Origin of the sequence: Flavobacterium sp. S87F.05.LMB.W.Kidney.N (genome assembly GCF_004366435.1) — a bacterium.
Classification (GTDB): Bacteria; Bacteroidota; Bacteroidia; order Flavobacteriales; family Flavobacteriaceae; genus Flavobacterium.
In genome coordinates, this window is the sequence record NZ_SODX01000006.1 from 115624 (window position 1) to 141966 (window position 26343).

The following is a 26343-nucleotide window of genomic DNA, read 5'->3' on the forward strand; positions in this document are numbered from 1 at the left end:
AATTCTAATTACTTAACAAATTTGTCAATGATTTTATCTGTTTCTGCTTTAGCAGCATCTGGTTTTAAATCAAACAATAGAGAATAAAGAGCTTTTCTGTCTACTTTAGCTTCTAAGTTTAAATCTTTATGTCTGTCGAAAAGGGTCTGCCATTTGTCACGAACATTTTTCCAAAGTGCATTGTTTTCTTTCCACCATTTTTGAGCAGCAATACATTTAACATCTGGAACTTTAGTGTAAACATCAAATCCTTTTTCTTGCGCTAACAAAACATCTTTTCCTGCATCGTCACGAACCAATTTATCGTTGTCTTGCTCATGGTTCCATCCTGTAGCAGTGATTTCGTGAATATTTCTTCTTTTTAAAACATTGTAATCGTTACGTTTTGTCTGCTCTCTTCTAGGAAGCGGAGCATCAGCAACGTTTGCCCAGTAATCTTGTCCATCAACGTGTACCCAAGTTGAAGATCCTTCATATCTAGGACTGTCATCTACTTGATATACTTTTTGAGTCCATTGTCCCTTAACCGCTTTTTTGTCTAGCTTTTTGTATTTCCAAGAAGTTCCTTTGTCAAAAGAATACAAGTCTGTGTTTTCGTATAGCCAGTCTTGCCTCCAGTGTTTGATAATCATATCGTCACTTACAATTAGTAAATGCTGCATAACAATTTTGTTAGGAGTATCTTCTAATAATTCCACCCATTCTAAAGCAGATTCGTGTTTTGTTTCAGATGGTTTATAAGTAAGAGAATCTTTTGGATATGAGAAGGTTTCTGTAAAATTAAATTTCACTTCATAACAACCGCACATAGATTTAATCGATTTTATGTCTTGTTGTTTTTTGTCCTGACTAAAACCAAGACCACATGTTAAAGCCATAGCGGCTGACAAAAAAAGGCTTTTTGAAATCATAACTTATTGTTTTGTTTTAAATTTTGGCAAATATATAAATTTTATTTAGAACAATTAAAAATAGTTATATATTTGCATCTGTTATTAAGACTGAATAAAAATAATGAAAATAAATTTTACCCTTTTTGCTGGACTTCTTTTTTGTAATTGTTCTTTTGCTCAGCAAAAAGACACTATTAACTCACAGGAAAAATTATCAGAAGTTGTTGTTACAGGACAATTTGAGCCACAATCCATAAAAAAATCTGTGTTTAATGTTCGAGTGATTTCAAGTAAGGATATTAAAAATTTAGCGGCTAATAACTTGGCTGATGTTTTAAATCAATATTTAAATATTACGGTTAGACCAAGTGGCACAAGTGGTCGTTCTACAGTGTCATTATTTGGATTAGATGCTCAATACTTTAAAATTCTAGTAGATAATGTTCCGTTAGTAAATGAAGCTGGTTTAGGGAATAATACAGATTTATCACAGATTAATTTAAACGATGTTGAGCGAATTGAAATAGTCGAAGGATCGATGGGTGTAGTTTATGGGGCTAATGCTGTAAGTGGAGTTTTAAATATTATTACAAAAAAATCGTCAATATATAAATGGAATATTACAGCTGCTGTACAAGAAGAAACGGTTAAAGATGAATATGCAGTTTTTGATGAAGGTCGTCATATCCAATCGTTGAGAGTTGCCCATACATTTAATGATAACTGGTTTGTGAGTGTTGGTGCTAATAGAAACGATTTTCAAGGATTTTTAGACGATAAAAATGGAAAAGATTACGATGTTAATGACCAAACTCGTGGATACAGATGGCTGCCAAAAGAACAACTAAATGGAAATGCCTTAATTGCTTACAATAAAGGTTCATTTAAAGTTTTCTATAAGTTTGAATACTTAGATGAAGATGTTGACTATTATAATGCTACAGTACAGTCAGGTTACAATCCAGTATTAGGATCTTATACATATGCTGACGATATGAGGTATTTTACTAATAGATATTTTCATAATTTAAATGCAACAGGAAAACTTTTTACGAGATTAAACTACAATATATCGCTTTCTCATCAGAAACAAGAACGTAATGTTGAAGACTTTAAATATTATTTTCAGAATAAAAGTGAAAAAGAAAATGTTACTACAAAAGACCAATCGATGGAAGTTCTTTACTCAACAGGAACTCTAAGTAACTTTTTTACAAACAAAAAATATGATCTGCAAGTTGGATATGAATTTGTAAACAATCAAGGGTACTCTTTGATTCAAGAGGGAAATAATCTTTTTTCTCCTGTCAGAAAGACTCTTGAAAATTATGATTTCTTTGTTTCCGCTGAAATTATGACAACTGAGAGATTTTCTATACGTCCAGGATTAAGATTCTCAGCGCAGTCTAAATTTAAAGATCAATATGCATCCTCACTTAATTTAAGATATTTATTTGATAAAGGAATTGAACTTAGAGGTTCTTATGGTTCATCATTTAGAACACCGACTTTTGAAGAACTATATTCCAAATTAATTTTTGACGGACATTTCTTTACAGGAAATGAAAACTTGATACCAGAAACTAGTACTTCATTTGAAGCCAGTTTAAAAAAATCATCTTTTATAGGTTCACGCTTGCAAGTTTCAAACACATTTGCGGGAAGCTACCTAGATGTTAATGATAGAATTGATATGGCTTTGATACGATACAATCCAGATACTGGAAATCCAGAATATCAATATATAAACATCAGTAAATACAAAATGTGGAATTTCTCTACAATGAATCAATTTAGGTATAGAGATTTGACATTCAATGTTGGAGCAGCTGTAGTTGGTGTTTCGAGAAAAATAGAAAATCAAGTATTTACATCAGATGACAAATTTTTGTACTCTTTCAATGTCAATAGTAGTGTTTCTTACTTAATACAAAAATGGGGGACAATATTTTCTGCCTACTACAAATACAACGGAAAGTCACAGCAATTTATAGAAGGATCTTCAGGATATATTATATCTGATATCGATCCAAGTAATTGGCTTGATGCAAGTATTCGAAAGACTTTCTTCAAAAATCAGCTTGATGTTACAATTGGAGCGAGAAATATTTGTAATGTGACGAATGTTAGGCAGACAAACACGAATCAATCTGCTGGACATGCAGGAGATTCAAATGTAATGCTCGCTTACGGGCGCTCTTATTTTATCAAACTTTCATATAATCTTAATCTTTAAATATAAACTAAAATACAAATGAAAAAACTATTATTCTTATCACTTTTCGTGTTATCATTGGTCTCTTGCTCAAGTGATGATAACAATACGGCTGAAATTAATGGAGTTGCTTTTGCATCAACCTCATTGAATTTAACTGCTGCTGAAACGCCTATTGTGATTAATTTCGCAATACCAACAGCAACTGCAGGATCTTTGACACTAACTTACGTAGAAAATGCTGTTGTTGAAGGAACTGACTTTTCTACTATACCAGCTGCTACTGCAAAAACAATCGTAGTTCCCTTTGAAAAAAATGTTTCTTCTGTAAGTTTTACTTTTAAGAAATTAAAAGAAGCTATTGAAGGAGAAGTTAAAAATGTTGTTTTCACAATTTCAAGCAATACTATTAATGCTATTTTAGGTGAAAATAAAACAGTTCAAGTTAATTTTAATGAGACAGCTTATACGGGCGGTGTTTTAGCTGCAAGTGTTGGAGGACCAAATCAGCCAAATCAACTTTATCTTGATTTTAGTTCTGGTATAACTAAATCTGTAAATAGAGCGACTTGGGATTTTGGTTTCAATTCAGGAAGTGAATTTAGAGTTATAATAAACGGATCAGTTAAGATGGCTGTTAAAAAATTAGAAACATCTGATATCACTTTACCTCAGGAAATTGATGCTAACGTAAGCGTAGGTGCAGGAACAACAGCTGCTTCAAACGGCTTTGTTGATAATCCAACAGGCGTTTTAACAGGTGCAGGTGCAGGGATAGGAACTGCTATTGCTGAAGTTTCAGCTACAGATGCTGATAATAAAGTATATCTTGTTAATATGGGCGCTTTGGTTGGGACTAAAGTTGCAGGAACTGGAGGAGTTGAAGTTGATGGAGAATCAAGAGGTTGGAAAAAAGTTAGAATTTTAAGAAATGGAACTGGTTATAAAATTCAATATGCTGATTTAGCATCTACTACTTTTACTGAAAAAACAATTTCTAAAGATACTGCTTATAATTTTACATTTTTTAGTTTAGCTTCTGGAAATACTGTTTCTGTTGAACCTGAAAAAGCTAAATGGGATTTAAACTTTACAGTTTTTACAAATTACCTAAACATGGGTAGTGGTGATGTAACATATGGATATGCTGATTTTATTACTAGTAACTCAAGAGGAGGGGCAAAAGTTTATCAAGTTTTAGTTTCTACTGGAGGATCTTATGCTGATTTTACAAAAGCAAAAATTGTTGAAGATAACTTTAAAGCTTCTGAGACAGATCAAAGAATAATTGGGGCAAACTGGAGAAACGGTGGAGGACCAACTACTTTACCAAGCATCAGAACAGATCGTTTTTATGTAGTTAAAGATGCTGCTGGAAACTACTACAAAGTAAGATTTCTTACAATGCTAAATGAAGCAAGTGAAAGAGGAAATGTTACTTTAGAATATGCTATCTTAAAATAATTTTAAAATGAAAATCTAAAAAATATAAAGAGTATTTCATTCTAAAATTATAAAGTATCGCATTAAAATTTAGTTAATCATTAGCTTTGTTTTTTTTATTTTTTTTTGATAAAGAGGTTAGATTTATCTAGCCTCTTTTTTTTGATCTAGTTTCTTACTAAAATGAATTAGAAACAAAATGTTATTCTATCTTTGCACAAATTTTTCCTGCAATAAATTAACGATAACTTAATTGGTTTAATTTTTGTACAGCAGTTCTTCATATTTTATAATTATAAAGTGAATACAAAATCTTATTTTTTTCAGTCTTTTGCGATTGTAGCGTTAGCGCTGGTTGCCTTTATTGGATTCAAACAAATCCTTCCAGATAAAATATTTTCAGAAAGTAAACTAGATTCTAAAAACATATTAATCGATAGTCTGCTTTTAGAGTCTGTGGCCAAAGATTCTCTTTCTTTGGATGATGATAGTATTGCTGAAAGCGAAAAAAAGCTAAACAACCAAAAAATTGTTTATGATGAAACTGAGGGAATCGAATTTCCTGCAGAAACTTTTGAGAATTATAAAGGTTTTCAATATCTGATTCCTTTTTACGAAAAATTATATCAGTTAGAGAAAAATCCGCAGAACAAAGTTAGAATCGCTTACTATGGAGATTCTATGACAGATGGAGATTTAATCGTTCAAGACGTTCGTGCCAATTATCAAGAACGTTTTGGAGGAAATGGAGTTGGATTTGTTCCTATCACTTCAGAATCTGCGGCCTCTAGAGGTTCTGTAAAATCTACTTATTCTAAAAACTGGAAAACACAATCATATTTAAATGTCAAAAAACCAACGAGCCCTTTTGGAATTAACGGACATGTGTTTTTTGCAAACGATCTATCAAATCCAACTTGGGTTCAATACGAAGCAGGACTTAAAAAATATTCTACTTCATTAGATAATGCAACCTTATTTTACGGTCGTTCCTCTAAAACAGGAAAAGTTAATTTTATTATAGGTAAAGACACTATTAAAAAGAATCTTTCGCCGAATAATTTAGTAAATACATTAAAGGTTTCTTCTGGAAGCTTAAAAGTTTTTAAAGCGAATTTTGTACATGCAGATTCTATTCCGATTTACGGATTTAATTTTGATAACGGAATTGGAGTTCACGTTGATAATTTCTCTCAAAGAGGAAATTCGGGACTTCCAATTTCAATGTTCAATGCAGATGTCATGAGAGCTTTTAATAATAATCTGAATTATGATTTAATTATTCTGCATTACGGAACAAATGTTTTGAATTACGGAACCAAAAATTATTCTTGGTACGAAAAAGGAATGACTAAAACGGTAAATAAAATAAAAGAATCTTTTCCAGGTGTTTCCATCCTGATTGTTTCCACAGCCGATAAATCGACTAAATATGAATTGGAAATGAAAACCGATTCTGCAGTAGTTCCATTAATGAAAGCTCAAAAACATTATGCACTTGAAACCGAATCTGGATTTGTAAATTTATATACTTTAATGGGCGGAGACGGATCGATGATAAAATGGGTGGATGAAACTCCGGCAAGAGCCAATAAAGATTACACGCACTTTAACCAGCGTGGCGCAAAAGCAATTGGTAATTTGTTGTACGGGCAATTAAACAAAGGATACGAAGAATATAAAGTACTCAGAGAAAAGAGAGATTCTAATACGAATAAGCAGAGAACCGTAAGGAAAGCTAAGACCGATTCCGTTTCCGTAACAAAAGACAGTGTATGATAAATAAACTTATTGTTTTCTTTTGTTGTCTTTTTTTCTTGAATAATGAAAAGACTTCAAAAACAGATGTACATCCAATACATAAAAGCATGATTCAGAAAATTGATACTGCAGCGGCCGACGCACCTTTAGAAGGGCAATTTTATAATGCGAAAGTATTAAAAAGTTTTTTTCAGAAATTAGAAAAAAATGAAGATCAGAAAAATCAGAAAATCAATATTGTACATATTGGAGATTCGCACATTCAAGGTGATTTGATGACGAATGAGATCAGAAAGAACTTGCAACAAAAATTTGGCAATGCAGGACGTGGTTTAGTATTTCCATATCAATTAGCTAAAACAAACGGATCTTATAATGAGCGTTTCAAATCGAATCGAGTTTGGGAAAGCTACAGAAATATTTATCCCTTTAAAAATAATCCAGTTGGATTAAGCGGGATTGGACTTTGGAGAGATTCTGGCGGATTTGTAATGGAAATGAATATAAAAGATCCTGCTTATAAATTTAATACCATAAAAATTATAACTCCAAAAAATCAGAATATGTTTGATTTGGCGGTTTCCTCTAAGGTTAATTCAATTCAAACCACTGAACGAAAAGTTATAACGCATAAAATTAAAAAAGGCGAAGTACTTGGAACCATTGCAGATAAATATAATGTTTCGGTCGCTGAAATAAAAAGAGACAATCGATTAAAGTCAAATAATATTCGTGCGGGGAGAACTTTAAAAATTTCGACTAATGAAACAAGGGCAAAAACAATTTCTATGTCTGAGTTTGTTCCTTTACCGATAGAATCAGATTCGTATTCACATTATTACAATTCCGACAATGCTTTAAGCCGAATTTTTTTGATTCCGAATAAAGAAGCTTCAAATTATGAGTTAAACGGACTTGTTTTAGAAAAAGATTCCCCTGGGATTCTATACAGTGGTATCGGAGTAAATGGAGCCAAGTTTTCAGATTATAATAAATATCCGTTATTTTTTGAACAACTAAAAGCATTGCATCCAGATTTGCTTGTTTTTTCATTAGGAACAAACGAAAGTTATGAACATTTAGATTCAGGAAATTACATTAAAGAATTGCGAGAGTTTATAAATAATATCAAAGCGCAGAAAATAGATGCACCGATAATAATTATGACACCGCCGCCATCTTTGCTAAGAAGAAAGCCCAATACCTATATTGATGATTACACCAGACAAATTATTGAGATAGCCCAAAAAGATGGTTTTGCAGTTTGGGATTTGTACGATGAATTTGGTGGAATGAGTGGCATCAAACAGCTAAAAGTGCAAGGGTTAATTGGGCCGGATTGGGTTCATTATTCCAAAAAAGGATACGAGAAACAAGGAAATTTGTTTACGCAGGCGTTTTTAAAAACATACGATAATTTTAAATTAAAGAATTAAGTTGACAACAATAGATAGCATTAATAATTGGTTCATTCAAAATTTTGGTGCAATTACAACAGAACAAGTTAAAAGCTGGTTTGTTTACAATCCAGACGAAAAACTTTTATTTAATACCGGTTTATTCCTAGGCCTATTTTTGGTTTTCTATTTTGTGTATGGTTTTTTACGCAAAACATTTTATTTGAGATTAACTTATGTTATTCTCTTCTCATTATTCTTTTATTACAAATCAAGCGGTATTTATTTTCTGCTATTATTGCTTTCATCTGTTGTAGATTATGGTTTGAGCCAGATAATTTACAAGGAAAGCAGAGATGGCGTAAAGAAACTTTATTTGGTTATTAGTGTGATTTTAAATTTAGCACTTTTAGGCTATTTCAAATACATGAACTTTTTGATTGTGACTTACAATGATATGTTTCATGGTAATTTTGCACTTCATAATGTTTTTCTTCCTGTCGGAATTTCGTTCTACACTTTTCAATCGATGAGTTATATAATCGAGATTTATAGAGAAGAAATCAAGCCTACAAAAAATTATATCGAATATTTATTCTTCGTGTCGTTTTTCCCGCAGTTAGTTGCTGGACCTATTGTGCGTGCAAAAGATTTTTTACCTCAGATTTACCAAAAATTAAACCTAACAAAACAAGATGTAAACAATGCTTTGTTTTTGATTATTGGAGGTTTAATTAAGAAAACAGTAATATCAAATTATATTTCGGTAAACTTTGTCGATCGTGTTTTTGATACGCCGATGACTTATACATCATTTGAAAATTTAATGGCTTCTTATGGATACGCCATTCAGATTTATTGTGATTTCTCTGGATATTCAGATATGGCAATTGGTATTGCGCTATTACTTGGATTTAAATTACCAGTCAACTTTAGAACGCCGTATAAGTCAACTTCGATTACCGATTTCTGGAGAAGATGGCATATCTCACTTTCGACTTGGTTAAAAGACTTTTTATACATTTCTATTGGAGGAAACAGACAAGGTTCTTTCGCAGGATATTTATTCCCAAGTTTATTTTTCTTTGGATTATTGCTTTGGGGAATTTCAAATTATAATGAAAGTATAATTCCGCTGATAATTGCAGGAAGCAGTATTTTGATTTTCTGTTTATCATTTTTACTTTCAAGCAAAATAAAACAAACCTTAGTAACTAATTTTAATTTGTTTACTACAATGCTTTTGGGAGGTTTGTGGCATGGAGCAGGAGCGCAGTTTATAGTTTGGGGAGCACTTCACGGATTAGCTTTGGCAGTTCATAAAATTTTCATGGAATTCTTTCCTTCGAAAAAAGACAAAAGCCCAAATTTCTTGTGGAGATTTTTCTCTATTCTAATCACCTTTCATTTTGTGGTTTTCTGCTGGATCTTTTTCCGCGCCAGAGATTTCGAAACAGCTTTACAGGTGATTAATAATATTGGCCAATTAACATTTGAACCAGAACTTTGGAAAACAATTATTTTAGGTTATAAAAATGTTTTCGGATTAATGCTGTTTGGTTACGTATGGCACTTCTTGCCAGAATCTTTTACTAACGGAATGAAATCTATTTTTGATAAAACTCCATTGTTAGTAAAAGCAATAATTCTGGGATTTGTTTACTGGATTGTTTACGCAACAGCGGTAGCAGGATCACAGCCGTTTATTTACTTTCAATTTTAATTTTAAAGGTTCAAAGGGACATAGTTACAAAGGCACAGAGGTTTTAATCTTTGCGCTTTTTTTGTTTGCCACGAAGACACTGAAGCACGAAGTTTTGTTTCACGCAGATTTAGCAGATTTTGGCAGTTTTTGTTAAATAGAAATCATTACAATCTGCTAAATCTGCGAGAGAGAAAAATAATTCGGGAAAGTAGTGCAATTCGTGGCGAAAATAACTTTCCGCCTTAGGTATCTGCAAGATTTTTATCTTAATTAAATCTTTAAAAGAAAAACTTTGCGCCTTTGTGTCTTTGTGGCTATGAACCTTAAAAATAAATTGCCTGAAATATCTAATTAGATTATCTTTGCACTTCAAATAAAGAAAATGATATGTTTGATAATTTAAGTGATAAGTTAGATAAAGCGTTCCATATATTAAAAGGACACGGTAAAATTACAGAAGTAAACGTTGCCGATACCTTAAAAGAAGTTCGTCGTGCCTTACTTGATGCCGATGTTAACTTTAAAATTGCTAAAGATTTTACGGCTAAAGTAAAAGAAAAAGCAATTGGTCAGGACGTACTTACAACCTTACAGCCAGGACAATTATTAGTTAAACTGGTAAAAGACGAGTTGACAGAATTAATGGGAGGAGATGTTGCTGGTATTAACTTATCTGGAACTCCAACTGTTATTTTAATGTCAGGACTTCAAGGTTCTGGTAAAACTACTTTCTCTGGAAAATTAGCTAATTTTCTAAAAACTAAGAAAAATAAAAAACCACTTCTTGTAGCCTGTGATATCTATCGTCCGGCGGCGATTAATCAGTTACATGTTGTAGGAGACCAAATAGGTGTTGAGGTTTACTCAGAACCAGAAAATAAAAATCCTGTAGAAATTGCTCAAAACGCAATTAAGCATGCCAAAGCAAACGGATTCAATGTTGTTATTGTCGATACAGCGGGACGTTTGGCAGTAGATCAGGAAATGATGGATGAAATTGCACGTGTTCACAAAGCAATTCAGCCGCAAGAAACATTGTTCGTTGTCGATTCTATGACAGGACAAGACGCTGTAAACACAGCAAAAGCATTCAACGATATCTTGAATTTTGATGGAGTTATTTTAACGAAATTAGATGGAGATACTCGAGGTGGAGCAGCACTTTCTATTAAATCTGTTGTAAACAAACCAATCAAATTCGTAGGTACCGGCGAGAAAATGGAAGCAATTGACATTTTCTACCCAGATCGTATGGCTGAGCGTATCCTTGGTATGGGAGATGTTGTGTCTCTTGTAGAAAGAGCTCAGGAACAATTTGATGAAGAAGAAGCTAGAAAACTTCAAAAGAAAATCGCTAAAAACGAATTTGGTTTTGACGACTTCTTAACGCAGATCCAGCAAGTAAAGAAAATGGGTAACATGAAAGACTTGGTAGGGATGATACCAGGAGCTTCAAAAGCCATGAAAGATGTTGAGATCGAAGATGATGCTTTCAAACATATTGAAGCAATTATCTACTCGATGACGCCAGCCGAAAGAAGCAGACCAGCTTTAATTGATGTAAAAAGAAAAGCCAGAATCGCTAAAGGTTCGGGAACTAAAGTCGAGCAGGTAAATCAGTTAATGAAGCAGTTTGACCAAATGAGCAAGATGATGAAGATGATGCAGGGCCCAGGCGGAAAAAATCTGATGAAAATGATGGGAGGCATGAAAGGAATGCCAGGAGGAATGCCGAGATAATAAAATTAAAGTTTCAAGTTTAAGGTTTCAAGTTAAGAGACCAAAACTTGAAACTTTTTTGATATAGTAAATATGAGTTTCGTTTAACTTGAAACTTTAAACCTGAAACAAAAATAACAAAACACAATGCAGCTACTAGACGGTAAAAAAACATCTAACGACATTAAAAACGAAATTGCAGCCGAAGTTCAATCTATAAAAGCAGCTGGAGGAAAAGTGCCTCATTTAGCAGCAGTTTTAGTTGGAAATAATGGCGCAAGTTTAACTTACGTAGGAAGTAAAGTAAAATCATGTCAGGAAATCGGATTTGATTCAACTTTAGTAAGTCTGCCAGAAACCATTACCGAAGAAGAACTGCTGGAAAAAATAAAAGAGTTAAACGAAGATGATAATCTAGACGGATATATCGTTCAGCTACCGTTGCCAAAACATATTGATGAGCAAAAAATCTTATTGGCAATCGATCCTGATAAAGACGTAGACGGATTCCACCCAACGAATTTTGGAAGAATGGCACTTGAAATGGAAAGTTTTATTCCAGCAACACCATTCGGTATTATGGAATTGCTAGAGCGTTACAAAGTAGAAACTGCAGGAAAACATACAGTCGTAATTGGAAGAAGCCATATCGTTGGACGTCCTATGAGTATTTTAATGAGCCGTAAAGGAAATCCAGGTGATTCTACAGTTACATTAACACACAGCCGTACAAAAGACTTAGCAGAATTCACTAAAAACGCCGATATCATTATTACAGCTTTAGGTGTTCCAGAATTTTTAAAAGCCGATATGGTAAAAGAAGGAGTAACAGTTATTGATGTTGGAATTACACGCGTAGAAGATGCTTCAAACGCAAAAGGATACGTTATCAAAGGAGATGTTGATTTTGACGGCGTAAGCAAAAAAGCGTCGTTTATTACGCCAGTTCCAGGTGGAGTAGGACCAATGACAATTGCTATGTTACTTAAAAATACATTATTAGCAAGAAAAATGAGAAGCGCAAAAAATAAATAATTTTGTTTCAAAATAATAAAGAGCCTGTTCAATTGAACAGGCTTTTTTTGTGATAAGCTTTCTAACACCATAGTTATGTGAATTGATACAAATGAAATGCCTTTTCAAAACTAGCATGTCTATGATTCTATGTGTTTAAAAACCACTTAAAAGCACCATTTTAATATATTATTAATACTTTAAAGTTTCGGTTCTTAAAAATAAAGGATACTTTTGCACCACTTAAAAAACACTTCTCCAAATGGACGATTATTATTATTCGTTAGTATTAAATTAAGCAGCTTTTGAAAATTTCAAAATGCTGCGATAAAATCCTGTATTTTGAAATGAAAGCCTTTTACACAAACAACAACGGATTGATCGAAATCCCAAAATGGACTTCTAATTGCTGGATTCATATCGAATCTCCAACAGAAACAGAAAAAAACTACTTACTAGAAGAACTTCAAATTCCCGAAGCATTTTATAATGATATTGAAGATATCGACGAAAGACCTCGTATAGAAGTCGAAGATGGCTGGACATTGATAATCATGCGAATCCCCATTAAAAGTGGTGATATCAAAATACCTTTTCATACAGTCCCTCTCGGAATAATTTTTAAAGAAGATATTTGTGTCACAATCAGCTTTTATAAAACAGAAATAATAAAAGATTTCGTTGCTTATTCGCAGCGTAAAAACATCGAAATCGAAGATAATTTCAATTTGGTGCTAAGATTACTTTTATCATCAAGCGTTTGGTACTTAAAATATCTGAAACAAATCAATCAAAAAATAAAACTGGCAGAAGATAATTTAGAGAAATCTATTAAAAACGAAGAATTACAGGCTCTGCTTCAAATCGAAAAATGTTTTGTATTCTTTATAACCTCTTTAAAAGCAAATGACGTTTTATTTCAAAGAATTAAAAATCTAAAAGCCCACAAAGCCAATTACGATCCTGAATTACTAGAAGATGTCGAAATCGAATTAAATCAGGCGCAGGATACGGCCAATATTTACAACAACATCCTAACCGGAATGATGGACGCTTATGCTTCGGTTATTTCAAATAACATGAACAATATCATGAAGCAGATGACCTCCATTTCGATCATATTAATGATTCCAACCCTAATCGCCAGTTTGTACGGAATGAACGTGCCAAACGGATTAGAAGAAAGCAAATACGGAATCTGGATTCTGCTTTTAGTTTCCATTATTTTATCTTCTTTCGGAGTGTTTTTATTCAAAAGAAGAAGATGGTTTTAATTTAAAATTCAAAATAGTAAAAGTCTGTTCGTTAAGAATGGGCTTTTTCGTTTTTATAATTTGGGCGTGACCACGTTTGCAAAAAGGCGCACCAATCTTTGTGCGTATGTGCGCCTTTCTGCAAACCCGGTCGGGCTATCCGCGCTACTATGGTAGCTGGCTTCTATCCCTCACGCAGCTTTTCGAATAATAGATCTAACAGGTTTTAAAACCCTGTTAAGTTTTGTTGAAATAAAAAAAATCATTTTTTCATTTGTCAATTCAAAATAAATAATAACTTTGTACTGCAAAGTACTTTAATTATGAATCACAAGCACCAAGAAGATTTAGCACATATTCGTTCCATGATGGAGCGCTCTTCAAGATTTATATCATTAAGCGGACTTTCAGGAGTTTTCGCTGGTCTTTCGGCTTTAATTGGCGGAATCTATGTTTACCAGTTGTTCAAAGCAAATGGAATGGATTATCTAAATGATGAACATAGATTATATTCAGCTAATCTTGTTTCAGAGTTGTTCTGGATCGGAATTACAATTTTAGTATTTGCATTCTTGTTCGGGATATTTTTTACTATTAGAAAAAGTAGAAAATACAATCTGCCGATTTGGACTTCAGCAACAAAAAAGATGTTGTTCAATCTAGCTGTTCCGCTTTTAGCTGGTGGAGTGTTTTGCTTGGCAATGATGTACCATGGTTATTTTGGTTTAGTGGCACCATCGACATTAATATTTTACGGATTAGCCGTTATAAACGCAGAAAAATATACATTTTCAGATATTAAATATCTAGGTTTTTCGGAACTTATTTTAGGATGTATTTCACTTTTTTACATAGGATATGGTTTGATTTTCTGGGTTTTAGGATTCGGAATCCTGCATATTGTATACGGATTAGTGATGTTCAAAAAATACAAATAACCCAATGGGAATTATTGATAAACTAAATAAAGATTTTGAAAGCCGTGTCAGACTGGGTATTATGTCCGTTCTGATGGTTAACGACTGGGTAGATTTTACCGAGATGAAGACACTTTTAAATATCACTGATGGTAATTTAGCGAGTCATTCCTCTGCTCTTGAAAAAGCGGGTTATATAGAAGTAAAAAAAGAATTTGTTGGCAAAAAGCCCAAAACATCCTATCAAGTGACAGATTTAGGGCGCGCTGCCTTTAAAGAGCATTTATCTTACCTTGAAAAATTAATGAAATCATAATAACTCTATTTTTTTATCTAAAAACTTTGAATTACAAAGTACTTTTAAATTTATCAATCATGAAAAAACATCAAATTATCTTAGCTTGTACGGCAGTTTTTATACTGCTTTTTTACAACCAATCTGTGGGAATCAATATTTCTATTTTCGGTGTAGTTCTTACGCTCTTGATTAGTTATTTCTTTCAGGAAAAGTTTGTAGACCGATCACATCTTGTTCTCGTAATGACTTCAATTTTATCTTGTTTCGCTTTTGCATGGTATGGCGACGCGGCATCTTTTTTTGCTTTAGCATTATCAATCCTCTTTTTACAATTCAAAACCCAAGATGGAGAACTTAAAATGATTCAGGTTTTCCCTCTAATAGTCTTAAACGGATTTACTTCTATTGGCCGAATTTTTATCTTTAAGCAATGGCTTCCAGAAAGAAAAATCCATAATGATTTTGCTAAAAAACTAGTTGCCTTTGTTCTTATTCCAGTGATCTTCTTGGGATTGTTTTTTATTGTTTATTCTTTTGGAAGTGATCATTTCTCTTCATTATTTACAGATTATGAATTGGATATCAATTTGCCACAATTAATTGCAATGTGCATTTTGGGATTTTACATCTCGTTCAGTTTTTGGAATTATTGGGTGCCAGATGTTTGTTATGAGTACAATCCAAAATTAAATAATGATTTTACCAATATTTCTGAAGTAAAAAATCAAAGTACATTTTCATTTCTAGATCTTGATTTTGAGAGAAAAAGCGGTGAAATCACATTGGTTTTATTAAATATTATGCTTTTGGTTTTTATAGGAACTTATAATTATGAGCAGTTTTTTGAAGTAGTGGAAAAGACAAGATTAAGTTCAGATATACATGAGCGGGTAAATGCAGTGATTTTTTCAATTCTTATGGCTGTCGGAGTCATTTTGTTTTACTTTAAAGGAGGTTTTAATTTTGATGAAAAAGCCGCCTCTCTAAAAAAATTAGCAAAATTATGGATTGCCTTAAACGTGATTTTAATTGTAAGTGCTATTATAAAAAACTCAGAATATGTTTCTTTTTATGGGCTAACTTATAAACGGCTGGGAGTTTATGCTTTTCTAATCTTAGCAATTGTAGGATTAGTGGTTTCACTTCAAAAAATTCGCAGCCAAAAAACGAATGCTTACCTTTTCAATCAAATGATTTGGTATTTCTACGGTACAATTCTGTTATGCAGCTATGTAAATTGGGGAAATCTAATTACGAATTACAATATTTCCGTAAACAAAGGTGTTGAGCCAGTATTTTTAAGTGAATTAAATTTTAACGATGATGCTCGACGTGACTATTTTCTAAAAAATAATGTAAAGGGAGGCTATATTGAAAGCTTGCGAGAAAAAATGATTAGGAATTATCAGAATGAAAGTTTTTTATCTAAAGCTTTGTATTATGAGTTTTTAGATCATAAAAAGACTAACCTTAAATAAACCAAAAAGTCCCATTCTTTCAAAGAAATGGGACTTTTATTATTTTAATTATCTCCTCTTTTTTTAAATCGAGGATCATGTTTAGAAATAAACGTTGTTCTTCGACTCGAACTTTGGTTTGAATTTTTATTCTGATTTTCTACTTTCGGAAAACTTGCTTCTTCAGTTTTACTCGATGGTTCAATTAACTGATTTAATTCTTTTATCTCATCATCAGTTAAATCGCGGTAACGCCCGACAGGAACATCTAAAGAAATATTGATAATTCGGATACGTTTAAGCGCCGTAACTTCATAACCCAAGTATTCTGCCATTCTTCTAATTTGGCGGTTTAATCCCTGCGTTAAAATGATTTTAAAGGTATACTTGCTAATCTGTTCTACTTTACATTTTTTGGTAACCGTATCTAGAATCGGAACACCATTTCCCATACGCTGGATAAAACGATCTGTAATGGGCCTGTCAACAGTAACGGTATATTCTTTTTCGTGATTGTTTCTGGCGCGTAGAATTTTGTTGACGATATCGCCATCATTTGTCATGAAAATTAATCCCTCACTGGCTTTATCCAATCTCCCGATTGGAAAAATACGTTTAGGGTAATTAATATAGTCTACGATATTATTTTTAACTTCAAGATTGGTTGTGCACTCAATTCCGACTGGTTTGTTAAATGCCAGATAAACCAATTTTTCATGTTTTTCAACAATTAGTTTGCCGTCAATACGCACTTCATCTTGTGGAGAAACTTTAGTCCCCATTTCTGGCACAGCGCCATTTATTGTTACGCGTCCTTCTTCGATTAATTTATCGGCTTCACGACGAGAACAATAGCCCGTTTCGCCAATAAATTTATTAAGACGTTTTAGATTTTCTTCCATACTGCAAAAGTAGCTAAAATTTAGGACTTCTTAGATTGTTAGACTTCTTAGAATTTTAGATTTTGTTAAGCAAAACTTAGAATACTAGCAACTGAGAATCTAAAAAAAACTTTGTTCCTATGAACCTTTGCATCTTTGTGCATTTTCTCAGTCATGAAAAATGGAACTATCGTCAGGAGTTTCTTTTCTTTCAAACATTCCGTAATCGCGAACTACAGCTGCAATTCGTAAATGATAATCTTTAAAAATTCCATTTCTTCCTTTTGATTGCGCGTGACGATGCATTTCAAGATTTCGCCACTGCTGAATACTTTCTTCATCTCTCCAAAAAGATAAAGACAAAATTTTGTCAGGATCATTTAAACTTTGAAATCTTTCTATAGAAATAAAGCCATCAATAGTATTCAATTCAGGACGCAGACTCGCAGCAATCTCTAGATATTCTTCTTTTTTTCCTTCGTTGGGAATGACTTCAAAAATTACGGCGATCATTTTTTTTTGGAGTTATAAGTTATTGGTTATATGTGAAATGTGAAATGTGAAATGTGAAGAAAACCTTTGCTACTTTGTGCCTTTTTACTTTGACCCTTCAGAAGAAAACAAAAACTCAATAACTTTCTCATACAATTCATCATCATGCATTCCGTGGCCTAAACCGCTTGTTTCGATGAACTGACTGTTTTTCCAATTACTGGCTATTTTTTTTCCTTCTTCAAAAGCAACAATTTTATCTGAAGTATCATGAGCAATAAAACCTGGAATAGTAAATTGGGATGCAAATTTTTGTCCGGAAAAATCTTCAAATTTAAAGTTGAATCGATTTATGAATTTGCCTTCTAAAAGAGACAGCATTTTAGAGTTCAGACTCAGCATTGAAATATAATTATCAATCAAAGTTTTGAGATCTGACGGGGCACCAAGAATTACCATTTTATTAATACTCGTATTCGGAAATAAATACTGATGATATATGCAAGCTGCGCCGCCGATAGAATGCCCGATAATAATTGTGGGCTGGTATTTTTCAACCGCTTTATTAATAAACTCCGCATAAAGCGGCACATTAAATTCTTTTCCACTGCTTTGTCCGTGTGCTGGTGCATCAATTGCAATAATAGTGCTTCCAGATTTTTGGAGATGCGGTAAAGTTTTTTTCCAGCGCGAAGCATTACTTTCCCAGCCGTGAACTAATAAAATTTTGGTTTCATTTCCTTTCCAGATATAGGTTTGAAAATGATGTTCGTTATGATGAAAAATTTCTGTTTCGGTATTTCGTAGAATTTTCGGAAGTGTTTCTTTTTGTAGTCTGCCAACTCTCGGCTGGCTAAAAAGTGCATAAGAAAGTTCGGTGGCTCTTTGCGGACGCACATAACTCAAAAAGTTAATGTATGATCCAACAGATTTTAATGTAATAAAACGAATTCCTTTTTTAATTTTCAAAACTTAAATTTTTAGTAAAGGTAAAAAATATGACTGTACGCCTGCTAAAAAAAGTTTTGCCACAGATTAAAATGATTTTAAAGATTTAATCTCAAAATATCGAGATATTTTAAATCTGTGTAAATCATTTTAATCTGTGGCAAATAAATATAAAAAAAAGTCCCGATTGAATCGGGACCGTTTATTTAGAATTTTGAGAACAATTGTTCCATTTTTTCTTTTTCTTCTTCAGCTAAAGCGCTGTCAACTAAAATTCTTCCAGAGTGCTCATCTGTGATGATTTTCTTTCTTGAAGCAATTTCTACCTGTGTTTGAGGTGGAATTGTAAAGAAAGATCCAGCAGAAGCTCCTCTTTCGATAGAAACTACAGCTAAACCATTACGAACACTGCTTCTGATTCTGTTGTAAGCAGCTAATAATCTATCTTCGATTTGTCCAGCAAATTCAGCAGATTTCTCAGTTAAGAAGATTTCTTCTTTTTGAGTCTCAGCCATAATTGCGTCCAATTCAGATTTTTTATGTTTTAAATGAGAGCTTTTAGCATCAAGTTTTTCTTTTAAATTAGAAATAACCTCTTTTTTGTGCTCAATAGAAGCTTTCATTTCTTTTATTTGCTTTTCAGCCAATTGAATTTCTAATTCTTGAAATTCAACCTCTTTTGTCAAAGAATTAAACTCTCTGTTGTTACGAACAGTTTCTTGTTGTTTAGTGTATTTTTTGATAACCTCTTTATGCTCTTCAATAGCAATTTTCTTTGCTTTGATTTGCTCTTCAATTACTTCAAGTTCACCTTTCAGTTTCTCTGAACGTGTGCTTAAGCCCGCAACTTCATCTTCCAAATCTTCAACCTCTAAAGGAAGTTCTCCTCTAACGTTTCTGATTTCGTCAATTCTAGAGTCAATAAGCTGTAAATCATATATTGCTCTTAACTTGTCCTCAACACTTAATTCTTTCGTATTCGTCATATTCTATAAGTACTTAACTGGATTTGTATTTTCTTCCGATAAAATGATCGCAAAATTAAGAATTTTTTTTCGAAGATAATCAACAATATAATTTTTTGTATACCGTTCACTCTCAAAATGACCAATATCGGCTAAAAGTAACTTGTTTTCGGCCTCATAAAATTGATGGTATTTTAAATCGGCGGTCAAAAAAGCATCTGCTCCAGCTTGAATCGCATTTTTTATAGCAAAACTTCCAGAACCTCCAAGCACGGCAACTTTTTTAATTTTTTTTCCCAAAAAAGCAGAATGGCGAATTCCGTCGGCAATCATTTTTTCTTTCACTAAAAGAAGAAAATCTTTTTCGTCCATTTCATTTTCAAATTCACCAACCATTCCTAAACCTATATTTTGATGTGAATTTTGCAGATCATAAATTTCATAAGCGACTTCTTCATAAATATGATTGGCAAAAAGTGCTTTTAAAATTCTAGATTGAAGATGTTTTTCAAAAACGACTTCGATTTTAATTTCTTCTCCCGTATGCAGTTTTCCTTTTTCTCCAATTACAGGATTGCTTTGCTCATTTCCTTGAAAAGTAAAAAAACCTTGAGTATTAAAACTGCAATTGTCATAATTTCCGATATTGCCCGCTCCAGCTTCAAATAATGCATTTCGAACTTTGTCAGCATTATCCGGAACAGTAAAAGTGACTAATTTTTGAATGAAATTGTTTTTTGGGACTAATATTTTTGTGTTTGCTAATCCTAATGCGTCGCAGAAAATTTTATTCACACCTTGAGAATGATTGTCTAGTGCAGTGTGAACTGCATAAATGGCAATATCATTTTTTATAGCTTTTAAGATTGCGCGCTCAACATAATTTTTACCAGTAATTTTTTTAATTCCAGAAAATAAAATCGGATGAAAACAAACTACAAGATTACAATTTTTAGCAACAGCTTCTTCAATAACATTTTCTAAAGCGTCGTGACACACTAAAACCCCTGTGCATTCAGTTTCTGAATTTCCGACTAAAAGTCCGACATTGTCAAAATCTTCGGCGTAAGCCAAAGGAGCCATTTCTTCAAGAGACGATATAATATTTTTGATTTTCATTTTCAGTTTTTTCCAAATTTTTGTTGGTAATAACTATTTATACTAATGGTAATAATAGTTGATACTAAAAGTACAAATTTAGTACATTTGTAATATAAATTTATAAGTCATGACAACTATAAAAATTAACGAACACACGAAGACAGGAAAAGCATTTATGGAAATGTTCGAAGCTTTCTTTAAAGGTCTTGATGGTATTGAAATTGTTGAAACGGATAGTTATGGACAGGTTAATGAGGAGCAAAGTATTTATAGTGCCGAATTTATTGAAAAAGTTAAAAAAGCAGAAGAGAATATTAAACAAGGAAAAACGACAAGATTAAATCCAGATGATATATGGGGAAGTATTTTGTAGAATTTGACGATATTGCTCGTAAAGATTTGAAAAATCACTATAAATCAGGAAATAAGTCTACCATAAAAAAGATTGAAAAAATACTTTTAGAACTAACTGAAACCCCTTTTTTTGGAGAAGGACAACCAGAGGAGTTGAAGTATAGCCTTAATGGATATTGGTCTAGAAGAATTAATCAAAAAGATAGAATGATTTATCGTGTAGAAGAAGAGATTGTTACCGTTATTATAGTTTCTGCAATGGGTCATTACTCAGATAAATAATTCTATGAACTTACTTCGAAAAATACTTTTCCCCTTCGCCATTTTATACGGATTCATTACTTCAATCCGTAACTTTCTTTTTGATAAAGGATTTTTAAAATCAACATCCTTTGATCTTCCTGTAATTGCAGTTGGAAATTTGAGCGTGGGTGGAACTGGTAAAACGCCGCAAATTGAGTATTTGATTCGTTTGTTATCAGATAAATATAAAGTTGCGACTTTAAGCCGTGGTTATAAAAGAAAGTCGGAAGGTTTTGTTTTGGCTGATGAAAATTCAAATGCTGAAATTTTGGGTGATGAACCTTTTCAGTTTTATCAAAAATTTCCAAATGTTCTGGTTGCGGTCGATGCTAATCGTACAAATGGAATTCAGCAATTACTTTCACAAAAGGAAAAACCAGAAATTATTCTGCTTGACGATGCTTACCAACACCGAAAAGTAAAAGCAGGTTTCTATATTCTGCTAACTGCTTATGGAGATTTATATGCAGATGATTTTATGCTGCCCACAGGAAACTTAAGAGAAAGTAGGAGCGGAGCGGAAAGAGCCAATATCATTGTAGTTACAAAATGTCCCAAAAATTTATCTGAAGAAGAACAAAATGCGATTAGGTTAAAACTAAAATTAAGCTCTTCACAGCAAGTCTTTTTTACTTTTATAGATTATGATGAAGAGATTTATAGTAAAAATGAAAGAATTGCAGTTAGTGAAGTCAAAGCTGAATCTAAATTGCTTTTGGCTGGAATTGCAAAACCAAAACCATTTTTTGACTTTTTAAAGAATGAAAATGATGAATGCCTAACTTTTCCAGACCATCATCATTTTTCTGATGCCGATTTAGAGTCGATTCAGTCTAAAGCAAATGGAAGAAAAATAATTACAACCGAGAAAGATTACGTTCGTTTAAAAGATTCTAAAATAGTTTCTCAATTGTCTTATCTGCCCATAAAAAGTACTTTCATAAATCACCAGCAAAATTTTGATGCTGCCATTTTAGACTATGTGAAAGAAAACTTAGAATCTTAACACCTCAATATTTTAGCTAATCAAAAAACTTAGCAATAGTGGTATAAAATTCGTCTGGAACAAAAGGTTTAGTAATTACGTCATTCATCCCAAAAGAAAGAAGCATATCACGATTTTCGTCAAGCGAAATTGCCGTCAATGCAATAATTGGAGTTGTTTTGTCAAATTCACGAATCAATTTGGTTGCCGTTGTACCATTAATTCCAGGAAGATGTACATCCATTAAAACCATATCAAAACGTTTGATTTTTAGAAGTTCAACAGCCTCTTCGCCATTATCTACAATTTCGCAGCTAATGTTTTTGTTTTCAAGCATTTTTCTGGTTATCATCTGATTGATTTTGTTGTCTTCAATCAGTAAAATAGATTTGTGTTTCAATTGTTTATCGCTATAAGGTTTCGCTTCTTCAATTACTTCCAATGGTTCGTTGTTAATTTTAAAATTTAATTTGAAAGTAAAAGTAGAACCTTTACCCACTTCGCTTTTTAATTTTATTTCTCCTCCGAGTAATTCAATCAGTTTTTTTACGATTGTAAGACCAAGACCAGTTCCTCCGTATTTCCTGTTAACCTCGATAGATCCTTGAGAGAAACTTTCGAAAACACTTTGAAGTTTGTCTTCAGGAATTCCAATTCCAGTGTCAACAATTTCAAAGTAAACAGTTGCATTTTCTTCTTCTTGAGAATATAATTTTGCAATAACATTTACGTGCCCATTTTGGGTAAATTTTAAAGCATTATTGATTAAGTTCAATATGATTTGAGATAATTTGGTAGGATCTCCCATTAAATTATCAGGAATCGATTTGTCTATTTCTAAATTGAAATAATTTTTGTTGGCAGTAGCTAACTCTTTTAATGAACTTTGAATATTAAAAAGAAGCTCTTTTAGATTGAAACTGATATTTTCAATTTCAACTTTAGTCGAATCAATTTTATTTACCTCTAAAATTTCATTGATAAAAGTGGTTAAATAATTACCCGAAAATTTCAAAGATTCTAAATATTTCAACTGGTTTTTCTTGGGATTATCTTCTAGCAATAGATGTGTAATTCCGTTAATAGCGTTCAGTGGAGTTCTTAATTCGTGGCTTACTGTCGACAAAAATTCAGATCTTGCTTTCGAAGCTTTTTCAGCTTTGTTTTTAGCTAAAATCAATTCTTTGTTTTTTTCTCGAAGCAGTAAATTATTCTGATTTCTAATGATATTATTTTTATATAAAGCCAAACTCAAAAGTGACAAAATCGAAATTAGTGCTATTGCCAAAATGCTGACTAACTTAGAATACCGATAGGTTTTCATCTGAATTTTTTCTTCGCTCTCTCTTTTTATGGTATTATTTAAAGATTGATTTTTTTTAAATTTTTCAAATTCATTTAAATCAACTTTCGCATTTTTTAATTTTAAGATATAATTTTCCAGCTGATAGTGCTCGTCTAAATACGAATACGCCAAATCATAATTTTTCTTTTGCTTGTAGTATTGACTTATTGCTAAAACAATTTTAGATTTTTTTTGAAAATCATTGATTTTAGCATAGTAGTCTAAAGCTTTGTCAAAATATATTATTGCAGAATCATTCCTTTGCAGCTGTGTTTCTATTAAACCAAGCTGATAATAAGAATCTACCTTGGTTTTAATAATTGAAGGATTATCCGGCTGTTTTGTGATTCTTTTAAAATTATTTGCCGCCGTAACAAAATCTTTGTTGGTCTTTAAAGCCAGCGCTCTTTGATAGTCTAAAGCATGCGCATGATCTGCAATATTAAGTTTTTTTAATAAATCTTCGGCTTTTGCGTAATAAACAGCTGCGGTTTTGTAATCGCCTTTTGCGCTATTAGCTGCTCCAATATAATTTAATGCTAAAACTTTTAGGCAGCTCGGTTTTAGGGTGTCGAATAAAGAAACAGTCTTGTGAAAATTCTTTAAAGCATCTTCAAATTTACCTTTATTGTAAAAGATTTTACCAAGCTTAAAAGTCTGATTGGCTAGATTTTCTTTTTTGCCATTTACTTCACAATAATTAATAGATTTTTGAGTGTAAATAACAGCCTGATTGTACTTTTTATTGTTAAGATTACTGTTAGCAAGCTTGTTGTAATAGGTAACGCTATCCGTATTCTTTTTGGCTTGAGAATACAAAAACGAATTAAGAAAACAAACAACAATAAAAAGACAGTATTTCATGTATGGCAATGCTTTTACAATGAACCTTATTTTTTTCTTATTAGTAAAATTAAATCTATCAATCTTGATGAATAGCCAATCTCGTTATCATACCAGCCTACTACTTTTACCATTTTATCGATAACCGAAGTCAACTGTGCATCAAATAAACAAGAATGTGTATTGCCAATTACATCGACCGAGACAATAGGATCCTCGGTGTAATCTAATATTCCTTTTAAATTTGTTTTTGAGGCTTCTTTAAATGCTTTATTTATTTCTTCAATGCTTACGGCACGTTTTACATTGAAGGTTATATCTGTTAATGAACCGTCGGGAACTGGTACTCGAATACCGCATCCTCCCATTTTGTTGTGCAATTTAGGAAAAATTTTTGTTAATGCCTTAGCTGCACCAGTAGTTGTTGGAACAATCGACTGACTAGCACCTCTTGCACGTCGTAAATCCTTATGGGGCTGGTCATGAAGACTTTGATCTGTAGTGTAAGAATGTATAGTTGTAATGTAAGCCTGCTCGATTCCGCATAATTCTTCAATAATTTTAATCATTGGAGCGGCATTATTCGTGGTACAGCTTGCATTAGAAACTATGTCTTCGTCTCCATCCAAAATAGATTCATTTACACCAAGAACTACAGTTTTTATAGTGTCTACTTCAGATGGCGCAGAAAGAATTACCTTTTTTGCACCTGCTTCTAAATGCGCATTTAATTCTTCGTGCGTTTTATATTTTCCTGTTGATTCAATTACAATATCAATTGAATGCGATTTCCAATCTAAATTTGAAATTTTCTTTTCGTGAAAAAAGAAAAAATGTCTGCCATCTACAATGATACTATTTTCATCATGACTTACATCAAAAGGCAGAACACCATGAATACTGTCATATTTAATTAAATGTGACATGGTTTTGTTATCTGCAATATCATTTATGGCAACGACTTCAATTTCAGGATGATTTAAAAGCAGGCGAAATAAATTTCTGCCGATTCTTCCAAATCCATTAATGGCAATTCTTGTTTTCAATTTTTTGTTTATTCGTTTCATTGATTAATCGTTTAATCGGTTTTACAATTAAACGATTAAACAATTAAACTTTTTATAAAATATGTTTTTGTGCTTTGTAAGAAGAACGTACAAGTGGTCCGCTTTCTACATGTCTGAAACCTAACTCAAGACCGAATTTTTCATATCGTTCAAATTGCTCAGGTGTAATAAATTCTTTTACCGGAAGATGTTTTTTACTTGGTTGTAAATATTGTCCAATAGTTACCACATCAACATTTGCATTTCGTAAGTCAGTCATCGTTTGAAAAACTTCTTCTTCAGTTTCTCCAAGACCAAGCATAATTCCAGATTTAGTTCTGTTAATGCCTTTTTCTTTTAAATAACGAAGCACTTCTAAACTTCTATCATATTTTGCCTGGATACGAACTTCACGGGTCAAACGTCTTACTGTTTCCATATTATGAGAAACTACCTCAGGATTTGCCTCAACGATACGATCGATGTTTCTTTCAATTCCTTGAAAATCTGGGATTAAAGTTTCAAGAGTTGTGTTTGGATTCATTCTTCGAATGGCTCTAACGGTTTCCATCCAAATGATAGAACCTCCATCTTTTAAATCATCTCTATCCACACTTGTAATTACAGCGTGTTTGATATTCATGATTTTAATAGATCGAGCTACTTTTTCAGGTTCATCCCAGTCTACCGTTTCTGGTCTACCAGTTTTTACGCCGCAAAATCCACAAGAACGAGTACAAACATTTCCTAAAATCATGAAAGTTGCTGTTCCCTCACCCCAGCATTCGCCCATATTTGGGCAGCTTCCCGAGGTACAAATTGTGTTTAAGCTATATTTATCGACCAAACCTCTAAGTTCAGTATATTTTTGTCCAATTGGCAGTTTTACTTTTAACCACTTAGGTTTTGCCGTAGGTATATTTGCAGAGACTGTTTCCATATATCAATTTTCAAAGCACAAAGATACGGAATGTAGTTTATTTGATGATGCTAATTTTGTTTTCGTTT

General features: G+C 32.6%; 23 protein-coding genes. 14 read left to right on the forward strand and 9 right to left on the reverse strand.

Annotated elements, in window-relative coordinates:
- Positions 1 to 8: 8 nt before the first annotated feature.
- On the reverse strand, positions 9 to 911 hold the full coding sequence (locus tag EDB96_RS17710; protein WP_134142341.1) for a DUF6607 family protein: 903 nt from the start codon (positions 909 to 911) through the stop codon (positions 9 to 11).
- A gap of 103 nt (positions 912 to 1014) precedes the next feature.
- Between EDB96_RS17710 and EDB96_RS17715 the strand changes: the two genes are divergently transcribed.
- The 11 genes from EDB96_RS17715 (at position 1015) to EDB96_RS17765 (ending at position 16093) form a co-directional block, all read left to right on the forward strand.
- A complete protein-coding gene (locus tag EDB96_RS17715) occupies positions 1015 to 3129 on the forward strand; it encodes a TonB-dependent receptor plug domain-containing protein (RefSeq protein ID WP_134142343.1) in 2115 nt (704 codons plus the stop codon).
- An 18-nt stretch (positions 3130 to 3147) separates the two neighbouring features.
- Positions 3148 to 4572 (forward strand): HmuY family protein, encoded by a 1425-nt coding sequence (locus EDB96_RS17720; RefSeq protein WP_134142345.1) that lies wholly within the window; start codon positions 3148 to 3150, stop codon positions 4570 to 4572.
- A gap of 279 nt (positions 4573 to 4851) precedes the next feature.
- Complete coding sequence (locus EDB96_RS17725; protein ID WP_134142347.1) at positions 4852 to 6330, forward strand: SGNH/GDSL hydrolase family protein; 1479 nt, start codon at positions 4852 to 4854, stop codon at positions 6328 to 6330.
- Positions 6327 to 7748, forward strand: a complete 1422-nt coding sequence (locus tag EDB96_RS17730) for a GDSL-type esterase/lipase family protein (protein WP_134142349.1) — start codon at positions 6327 to 6329, stop codon at positions 7746 to 7748. The genes EDB96_RS17725 and EDB96_RS17730 overlap by 4 nt, the downstream gene beginning before the upstream one ends.
- Position 7749: 1 nt before the next feature.
- The gene (locus EDB96_RS17735; RefSeq protein WP_134142351.1) at positions 7750 to 9432 is read left to right on the forward strand and encodes an MBOAT family O-acyltransferase; all 1683 of its coding nucleotides are present in this window, start codon (positions 7750 to 7752) and stop codon (positions 9430 to 9432) included.
- 369 nt (positions 9433 to 9801) lie between these two features.
- Entirely contained in the window at positions 9802 to 11154 is a 1353-nt protein-coding gene (gene ffh / locus EDB96_RS17740) for a signal recognition particle protein (protein ID WP_057114816.1), read from the forward strand.
- Positions 11155 to 11280: 126 nt separating this feature from the next.
- A complete protein-coding gene (locus EDB96_RS17745) occupies positions 11281 to 12168 on the forward strand; it encodes a bifunctional 5,10-methylenetetrahydrofolate dehydrogenase/5,10-methenyltetrahydrofolate cyclohydrolase (RefSeq protein ID WP_134142353.1) in 888 nt (295 codons plus the stop codon).
- A gap of 284 nt (positions 12169 to 12452) precedes the next feature.
- Positions 12453 to 13421: a magnesium transporter CorA family protein gene (locus EDB96_RS17750; protein WP_243839376.1), complete on the forward strand. Its 969-nt coding sequence runs from the start codon at positions 12453 to 12455 to the stop codon at positions 13419 to 13421.
- Between the two features lie 302 nt (positions 13422 to 13723).
- Positions 13724 to 14338, forward strand: coding sequence for a hypothetical protein (locus EDB96_RS17755; RefSeq protein ID WP_134142355.1), 615 nt, complete (start codon positions 13724 to 13726; stop codon positions 14336 to 14338).
- A 4-nt stretch (positions 14339 to 14342) separates the two neighbouring features.
- A complete protein-coding gene (locus EDB96_RS17760; RefSeq protein ID WP_057114812.1) occupies positions 14343 to 14633 on the forward strand; it encodes a winged helix-turn-helix domain-containing protein in 291 nt (96 codons plus the stop codon).
- A gap of 59 nt (positions 14634 to 14692) precedes the next feature.
- Entirely contained in the window at positions 14693 to 16093 is a 1401-nt protein-coding gene (locus EDB96_RS17765; protein ID WP_134142357.1) for a DUF4173 domain-containing protein, read from the forward strand.
- Positions 16094 to 16137: 44 nt separating this feature from the next.
- Here the strand turns inward: EDB96_RS17765 and rluF are convergent, their stop codons facing one another.
- The 5 genes from rluF to EDB96_RS17790 all read right to left on the reverse strand — a co-directional run bounded on the left by rluF (position 16138) and on the right by EDB96_RS17790 (position 20477).
- Positions 16138 to 16974: a 23S rRNA pseudouridine(2604) synthase RluF gene (gene rluF / locus EDB96_RS17770; RefSeq protein ID WP_134142359.1), complete on the reverse strand. Its 837-nt coding sequence runs from the start codon at positions 16972 to 16974 to the stop codon at positions 16138 to 16140.
- A gap of 147 nt (positions 16975 to 17121) precedes the next feature.
- The gene (locus EDB96_RS17775; RefSeq protein ID WP_134142361.1) at positions 17122 to 17466 is read right to left on the reverse strand and encodes an antibiotic biosynthesis monooxygenase family protein; all 345 of its coding nucleotides are present in this window, start codon (positions 17464 to 17466) and stop codon (positions 17122 to 17124) included.
- Between the two features lie 84 nt (positions 17467 to 17550).
- Entirely contained in the window at positions 17551 to 18414 is an 864-nt protein-coding gene (locus EDB96_RS17780; protein ID WP_134142363.1) for an alpha/beta fold hydrolase, read from the reverse strand.
- Between the two features lie 185 nt (positions 18415 to 18599).
- Positions 18600 to 19379 carry a zinc ribbon domain-containing protein gene (locus EDB96_RS17785; RefSeq protein ID WP_057114806.1) on the reverse strand — a complete coding sequence of 260 codons (780 nt, stop codon included), beginning with the start codon at positions 19377 to 19379 and terminating at the stop codon, positions 18600 to 18602.
- Between the two features lie 3 nt (positions 19380 to 19382).
- Positions 19383 to 20477, reverse strand: coding sequence for a Nif3-like dinuclear metal center hexameric protein (locus EDB96_RS17790; RefSeq protein WP_134142365.1), 1095 nt, complete (start codon positions 20475 to 20477; stop codon positions 19383 to 19385).
- A 109-nt stretch (positions 20478 to 20586) separates the two neighbouring features.
- Between EDB96_RS17790 and EDB96_RS17795 the strand changes: the two genes are divergently transcribed.
- From EDB96_RS17795 to lpxK, 3 genes are read left to right on the forward strand one after another with little or no spacing between them, the layout of a single operon-like run.
- Positions 20587 to 20832, forward strand: a complete 246-nt coding sequence (locus tag EDB96_RS17795; protein WP_134142367.1) for a DUF2683 family protein — start codon at positions 20587 to 20589, stop codon at positions 20830 to 20832.
- On the forward strand, positions 20814 to 21095 hold the full coding sequence (locus EDB96_RS17800; RefSeq protein ID WP_134142369.1) for a Txe/YoeB family addiction module toxin: 282 nt from the start codon (positions 20814 to 20816) through the stop codon (positions 21093 to 21095). Before EDB96_RS17795 ends, EDB96_RS17800 begins: the two co-directional genes overlap by 19 nt.
- 4 nt (positions 21096 to 21099) lie before the next feature.
- On the forward strand, positions 21100 to 22122 hold the full coding sequence (gene lpxK / locus EDB96_RS17805) for a tetraacyldisaccharide 4'-kinase (RefSeq protein WP_134142371.1): 1023 nt from the start codon (positions 21100 to 21102) through the stop codon (positions 22120 to 22122).
- A 16-nt stretch (positions 22123 to 22138) separates the two neighbouring features.
- Here lpxK and EDB96_RS17810 read toward each other — a convergent pair whose 3' ends face one another.
- The 3 genes from EDB96_RS17810 to lipA all read right to left on the reverse strand — a co-directional run bounded on the left by EDB96_RS17810 (position 22139) and on the right by lipA (position 26275).
- Positions 22139 to 24310: an ATP-binding protein gene (locus EDB96_RS17810; protein WP_134142373.1), complete on the reverse strand. Its 2172-nt coding sequence runs from the start codon at positions 24308 to 24310 to the stop codon at positions 22139 to 22141.
- 26 nt (positions 24311 to 24336) lie between these two features.
- Complete coding sequence (gene gap / locus EDB96_RS17815; protein WP_057114977.1) at positions 24337 to 25335, reverse strand: type I glyceraldehyde-3-phosphate dehydrogenase; 999 nt, start codon at positions 25333 to 25335, stop codon at positions 24337 to 24339.
- A gap of 73 nt (positions 25336 to 25408) precedes the next feature.
- A complete protein-coding gene (gene lipA, locus EDB96_RS17820; RefSeq protein ID WP_057114800.1) occupies positions 25409 to 26275 on the reverse strand; it encodes a lipoyl synthase in 867 nt (288 codons plus the stop codon).
- Between the last annotated feature and the right edge of the window lie 68 nt (positions 26276 to 26343).

Bases quoted from the DNA above. Each gene is read 5' to 3' on its own strand.
- EDB96_RS17710 (WP_134142341.1), bottom strand. From the start codon at position 911: ATGATTTCAAAAAGCCTTTTTTTGTCAGCCGCTATGGCTTTAACATGT.
- EDB96_RS17715 (WP_134142343.1), top strand. From the start codon at position 1,015: ATGAAAATAAATTTTACCCTTTTTGCTGGACTTCTTTTTTGTAATTGT.
- EDB96_RS17720 (WP_134142345.1), top strand. From the start codon at position 3,148: ATGAAAAAACTATTATTCTTATCACTTTTCGTGTTATCATTGGTCTCT.
- EDB96_RS17730 (WP_134142349.1), top strand. From the start codon at position 6,327: ATGATAAATAAACTTATTGTTTTCTTTTGTTGTCTTTTTTTCTTGAAT.
- ffh (WP_057114816.1), top strand. From the start codon at position 9,802: ATGTTTGATAATTTAAGTGATAAGTTAGATAAAGCGTTCCATATATTA.
- EDB96_RS17745 (WP_134142353.1), top strand. From the start codon at position 11,281: ATGCAGCTACTAGACGGTAAAAAAACATCTAACGACATTAAAAACGAA.
- EDB96_RS17755 (WP_134142355.1), top strand. From the start codon at position 13,724: ATGAATCACAAGCACCAAGAAGATTTAGCACATATTCGTTCCATGATG.
- EDB96_RS17760 (WP_057114812.1), top strand. From the start codon at position 14,343: ATGGGAATTATTGATAAACTAAATAAAGATTTTGAAAGCCGTGTCAGA.
- EDB96_RS17765 (WP_134142357.1), top strand. From the start codon at position 14,693: ATGAAAAAACATCAAATTATCTTAGCTTGTACGGCAGTTTTTATACTG.
- rluF (WP_134142359.1), bottom strand. From the start codon at position 16,974: ATGGAAGAAAATCTAAAACGTCTTAATAAATTTATTGGCGAAACGGGC.
- EDB96_RS17775 (WP_134142361.1), bottom strand. From the start codon at position 17,466: ATGATCGCCGTAATTTTTGAAGTCATTCCCAACGAAGGAAAAAAAGAA.
- EDB96_RS17785 (WP_057114806.1), bottom strand. From the start codon at position 19,379: ATGACGAATACGAAAGAATTAAGTGTTGAGGACAAGTTAAGAGCAATA.
- EDB96_RS17790 (WP_134142365.1), bottom strand. From the start codon at position 20,477: ATGAAAATCAAAAATATTATATCGTCTCTTGAAGAAATGGCTCCTTTG.
- EDB96_RS17795 (WP_134142367.1), top strand. From the start codon at position 20,587: ATGACAACTATAAAAATTAACGAACACACGAAGACAGGAAAAGCATTT.
- EDB96_RS17800 (WP_134142369.1), top strand. From the start codon at position 20,814: ATGGGGAAGTATTTTGTAGAATTTGACGATATTGCTCGTAAAGATTTG.
- lpxK (WP_134142371.1), top strand. From the start codon at position 21,100: ATGAACTTACTTCGAAAAATACTTTTCCCCTTCGCCATTTTATACGGA.
- EDB96_RS17810 (WP_134142373.1), bottom strand. From the start codon at position 24,310: ATGAAATACTGTCTTTTTATTGTTGTTTGTTTTCTTAATTCGTTTTTG.
- lipA (WP_057114800.1), bottom strand. From the start codon at position 26,275: ATGGAAACAGTCTCTGCAAATATACCTACGGCAAAACCTAAGTGGTTA.